Source organism: Roseibium aggregatum (assembly GCF_014692675.1).
GTDB classification, from domain to species: domain Bacteria; phylum Pseudomonadota; class Alphaproteobacteria; order Rhizobiales; family Stappiaceae; genus Roseibium; species Roseibium aggregatum_C.
On sequence record NZ_JABFCZ010000058.1, the window covers coordinates 2,501 to 6,511 of the forward strand.

A 4,011-nucleotide genomic window follows, 5' to 3' on the forward strand; every position below is an offset into this window, starting at 1 on the left:
AGGCCAGGCGAAGCCGATACGGCCGTGAGCGCAAGCAACTAACTCATTTATGAAGAAGAAACCGTTTTGCGGTGATCGCTGATCGCCGCCTGTTCTTGACATCGTTGAAGAGAAGATCGTCTGACCTCTGCGGGTAACCGTAGGGTTCTGCACTCAAGCAGGAAGCCAGCTTGACCGCATGGCTGTTGGATTGATCTCAAGAAACTGGTCTTAAAATCGATGGTTCATCGATTGCCAGCCGGATTTGGCGTTCCTTGCCGGATCCACCAGGCTGCGTAATCGTGACTTATCCGGTTTTTGGTGTTCGAAGCCATCAGGCTTCGCAAGGCCAAGGGCCGCCGCGGCTTATGCCGCGCGCCTCGCAGGTGCTACGCACCGTGAGAGGGATAAGACTTGCACTCAAGTAGCCGAAAGGCGGTAGTGCAAAAAAGATGAACATTGATAATGAGAGTGATCAAGTGTCTTAAGGGCATTCGGTGGATGCCTTGGCGACAAGAGGCGATGAAGGACGTGATACGCTGCGATAAGCGTCGGGGAGCTGCGAATAAGCTTTGATCCGGCGATTTCCGAATGGGGCAACCCACTCCGTATGGAGTACCCGCAAGGGAGCAAACCCGGGGAACTGAAACATCTAAGTACCCGGAGGAAAGGACATCAACCGAGACTCCGCTAGTAGTGGCGAGCGAACGCGGACCAGGCCAGTGGCTGTGAATTAAGAACCGGAACCGTCTGGAAAGTCGGGCCTCAGCGGGTGATAGCCCCGTACGGGTAGAAATTTTTGCAGTCCTCGAGTAGGGCGGGACACGTGAAATCCTGTCTGAACATGGGGGGACCACCCTCCAAGCCTAAGTACTCCTTGTCGACCGATAGCGAACAAGTACCGTGAGGGAAAGGTGAAAAGCACCCCGACGAGGGGAGTGAAACAGACCCTGAAACCGGATGCCTACAAACAGTTGGAGCCCGCAAGGGTGACAGCGTACCTTTTGTATAATGGGTCAGCGACTTAATTTAACGAGCAAGCTTAAGCCGATAGGTGTAGGCGTAGCGAAAGCGAGTCTGAACAGGGCGTTCAGTTCGTTGGATTAGACCCGAAACCGAGTGATCTAGCCATGGCCAGGTTGAAGGTGCGGTAACACGCACTGGAGGACCGAACCCACGCCTGTTGAAAAAGTCGGGGATGAGCTGTGGCTAGGGGTGAAAGGCCAATCAAACTCGGAAATAGCTGGTTCTCCGCGAAATCTATTTAGGTAGAGCGTCGGATGAATACTCTCGGGGGTAGAGCACTGGATGGGCTATGGGGGCTTACCGCCTTACTGATCCTAACCAAACTCCGAATACCGAGAAGTACTATCCGGCAGACACACAGTGGGTGCTAACGTCCATTGTGGAGAGGGAAACAACCCTGACCGCCAGTTAAGGTCCCTAAGTTATGGCTAAGTGGGAAAGGATGTAGGACTCCCAAAACAACCAGGATGTTGGCTTAGAAGCAGCCATCATTTAAAGAAAGCGTAACAGCTCACTGGTCTAAATAAGGGGTCCCGCGCCGAAAATGTACCGGGGCTCAAGCCATACACCGAAACTGCGGGTGTGCGTAAGCACGCGGTAGCGGAGCGTTCTGTAAGTCTGCGAAGGGAGACCCGTGAGGGCTCCTGGAGATATCAGAAGTGCGAATGCTGACATGAGTAACGATAAAGGGAGTGAGAGACTCCCTCGCCGAAAGTCCAAGGGTTCCTGCGCAACGCTAATCGGCGCAGGGTTAGCCGGCCCCTAAGGCGAGGCCGAAAGGCGTAGTCGATGGGAATGCAGTTAATATTCTGCAGCTTGGTGGTAGTGACGGATGCCGTGTATCGTATCCCCTTACTGGATTGGGGGTGCGGTGAAGGTGTTCCAGGAAATAGCTCCACCGTATAAACCGTACCCGAAACCGACACAGGTGGACTGGTAGAGCATACCAAGGCGCTTGAGAGAACTATGCTGAAGGAACTCGGCAAATTGCTCCCGTAAGTTCGCGAGAAGGGAGACCTCCGTTTGGGCAACCAGGCGGGGGTGGCACAGACCAGGGGGTGGCGACTGTTTATCAAAAACACAGGGCTCTGCGAAGCCGCAAGGCGACGTATAGGGTCTGACGCCTGCCCGGTGCTGGAAGGTTAAGAGGAGGTGTGCAAGCTCCGAATTGAAGCCCCAGTAAACGGCGGCCGTAACTATAACGGTCCTAAGGTAGCGAAATTCCTTGTCGGGTAAGTTCCGACCTGCACGAATGGCGTAACGACTTCCCCGCTGTCTCCAGCATAGACTCAGTGAAATTGAATTCCCCGTGAAGATGCGGGGTTCCTGCGGTCAGACGGAAAGACCCCGTGCACCTTTACTACAGCTTCACACTGGTATTCGTGTCGACATGTGTAGGATAGGTGGTAGACGTTGAAGCCAGGGCGCCAGCCTTGGTGGAGTCACCCTTGAAATACCACCCTTGTCGTCATGGATATCTAACCGCGGTACTACAATATCCGGGACCGTGTGTGGCGGGTAGTTTGACTGGGGCGGTCGCCTCCCAAATGGTAACGGAGGCGCGCGAAGGTGGGCTCAGAGCGGTCGGAAATCGCTCGTTGAGTGCAATGGCATAAGCCTGCCTGACTGCGAGACTGACAAGTCGAGCAGAGTCGAAAGACGGCCATAGTGATCCGGTGGTCCCTCGTGGAAGGGCCATCGCTCAACGGATAAAAGGTACGCCGGGGATAACAGGCTGATGATGCCCAAGAGTCCATATCGACGGCATTGTTTGGCACCTCGATGTCGACTCATCACATCCTGGGGCTGGAGCAGGTCCCAAGGGTTTGGCTGTTCGCCAATTAAAGTGGTACGTGAGTTGGGTTCAGAACGTCGCGAGACAGTTCGGTCCCTATCTGCCGTGGGTGTAGGAGAATTGAGAGGATCTGTCCCTAGTACGAGAGGACCGGGATGGACGTACCTCTGGTGGACCTGTTGTGGCGCCAGCCGCATAGCAGGGTAGCTATGTACGGAAGGGATAACCGCTGAAAGCATCTAAGCGGGAAACCCACCTCAAAACCAGTTCTCCCTGAAGAGCCGTGGAAGACCACCACGTTGATAGGAGGCATGTGGAAGCGCGGCAACGCGTGAAGCTGAGCCTTACTAATAGCTCGTTCGGCTTGATTACTCTCATTAGTCCATGTTCATCTTTTAAAAGCGCCCCTGGCGCTTTGAAAAGATCAGTTGTTTGCGCTCACGCGCGTTCGCCCTTCGGGCTGCGCTCCGCGGGGGCGCCAAACAATTGGCGGCGCGCATTCGCGCTTGCGAAGCTTCGCTTCGTTGAGTGCCCAAAGCGCGCATAAAACCATCGATAGACCAGTTCTCATGGAAACCTCGGGTCTCCAAATCCAATGGATTTGGCAAGGCCAAGCGGCCGTCGCGCCTTATGGCGCGCCCCGTTCGGAGGTTAGGCTCGAAGAGCCGCTCAACCGTGAGAACATGTTAAACAGACCAGTTTCTATTATCTGCCCTTCGCCGGCCTGGTGGCTCTAGCGGGGAGCCCCCACCCGATCCCATCCCGAACTCGGCCGTGAAACTCCCCAGCGCTAATGGTACTGCATCTTAAGGTGTGGGAGAGTAGGTCGCTGCCAGGCCTGCAAAGCGCAGATAATAAAATCTCTCTTCAACGATCAATGCGCTCACGGCCGCACCGGGCTTCGCCCTGGCCTCCGCGGAGGCGCCGCATAAGCGGCGACGGCCAGTCGGCCTTGCCTTCGATGCGCTCGGAACTCGTGTCCCAAGCAAGCGCAACATTCCAGGCAAGCCAAAACAAAATACCGGGCTGTGCTACAGCCCATCGAGGAAACAAAGGTTCCCTCAGACCACAAAGTTGACGCGGGATGGAGCAGTCCGGTAGCTCGTCAGGCTCATAACCTGAAGGTCGCAGGTTCAAATCCTGCTCCCGCAACCAAATAAAACAACGGCTTAGCGCTAATCCGCTAGGCCGTTTTTGCGTTTAAGGCACAT

1 protein-coding gene, 1 tRNA gene and 2 rRNA genes (1 of these 4 running past the window's edge) are annotated in these 4,011 nt (G+C 55.2%); all 4 read left to right on the forward strand.

Annotation, left to right across the window (positions count from 1 at the left end):
* Positions 1–42, forward strand: the final stretch of a protein-coding gene (locus tag HK439_RS26040; RefSeq protein ID WP_190294411.1) for a hypothetical protein. Its footprint begins 99 nt before the window's first position; the window shows 42 of its 141 coding nt (coding positions 100–141); its start codon lies beyond the left edge, outside the window; the stop codon is at positions 40–42.
* 410 nt (positions 43–452) lie between these two features.
* Positions 453–3,172: ribosomal RNA gene (locus HK439_RS26045) — 23S ribosomal RNA — on the forward strand.
* A gap of 351 nt (positions 3,173–3,523) precedes the next feature.
* Positions 3,524–3,638, forward strand: a 5S ribosomal RNA gene (gene rrf, locus HK439_RS26050).
* A 240-nt stretch (positions 3,639–3,878) separates the two neighbouring features.
* Positions 3,879–3,955, forward strand: a tRNA-Met gene (locus HK439_RS26055).
* The last annotated feature ends 56 nt before the right edge of the window (positions 3,956–4,011 follow it).